1 protein-coding gene is annotated in these 1,153 nt (G+C 54.5%); it reads left to right on the top strand.

The window, feature by feature from the left end; translation table 11 throughout:
• Positions 1-893: IS110 family RNA-guided transposase (locus tag HRQ87_RS19970; protein ID WP_174140207.1), on the top strand; the 893-nt coding region annotated here is incomplete at its 5' end.
• Positions 894-1,153 lie beyond the last annotated feature (260 nt).

Below are 1,153 nucleotides of genomic sequence, written 5' to 3'. Positions count from 1 at the left end.
AACTAGAACCATGTTTGGTTGGGATGGAAGCATGCGGGTCCAGCCATCATTGGGCACGGGAACTCTCAAAGCTCGGCCATGACGTTCGGTTGATCCCGGCCAATTACGTGAAGCCATATGTCAAGCGCGGCAAATCTGATGCGGTTGATGCCGAAGCGATCTGTGAGGCAGTGACACGTCCGACGATGCGGTTCGTTGCGCCAAAGTCTGAAGCGCAACAGGCGGTTCTGTTTCTGCATCGCGCCCGCGATTTGATTGTCAGGCAACGGACCCAGCTCAGCAACATGCTGCGCAGCCTGTTGGTCGAGTTTGGCATCATCATTGCGCAGGGTACAGGAAGTGCGGTCAAATTTGCCAAGAGTATTCTGGACGGAGATAGACCAGCCCTGCCTGAGATTGCGATAGATGTTCTCAAGCAGCTTAGTCATCAACTTGTCGCCATGCATCTTCGCCTCCGCTGGTACGAGCTACGCATGCGTTTGCATTCGAAACTGGACAAGCGCGTGATGCTGTTGCGCACAATACCAGGGATTGGACCTGTGACAGCATCAGCTATTGTTGCAACCGTTGGCGACGCCAAGCAGTTCAAGAATGGTCGGCAGTTTGCAGCGTGGCTGGGCTTGACCCCACTAAACCGATCCAGCGGGGGAAAGGAACGATTGGGTCGGATCACGAAGATGGGCGACCGATATATCCGGCGCTTGCTTGTCACCGGGATGACCGCCCGATTGCGTCAAATGAAAGTGAACCCTGATCGTGTCGACCCTTGGGCCATAGATCTGCTCACCCGCAAACCGCCTCGGTTGGCAACAGTAGCAATGGCCAACAAAACAGCTCGAATTGTCTGGGCCGTGCTAACCAAGAATGAATACTATCGGCCCCACACTGCCTGACCGAAGGAGAAAAGAACACACGAGACAGCAAGACCATTGAAATGATGGAGCACCGTCAGCCCGCCAACCAAGACACCCCGTCGAATGTCCAGGACACAATTGTTGTCCGCATGACCCGTATGGGACTTGGTCTGCGGAAACCATCAAGGCCAGCAGCCGCGTGTGCTGCGCAAACAGGCCGGACACACGTCTGCTTCTGACCAGTGCTAAATCAGCTTCAAAAATGTCTTGCTATGCAGAAGCTTTCCACACAGGACATT

This window comes from Parasulfitobacter algicola, assembly GCF_013315265.1.
GTDB lineage: Bacteria > Pseudomonadota > Alphaproteobacteria > Rhodobacterales > Rhodobacteraceae > Parasulfitobacter > Parasulfitobacter algicola.
This window is presented reverse-complemented; position numbering and strand designations above follow the sequence as displayed.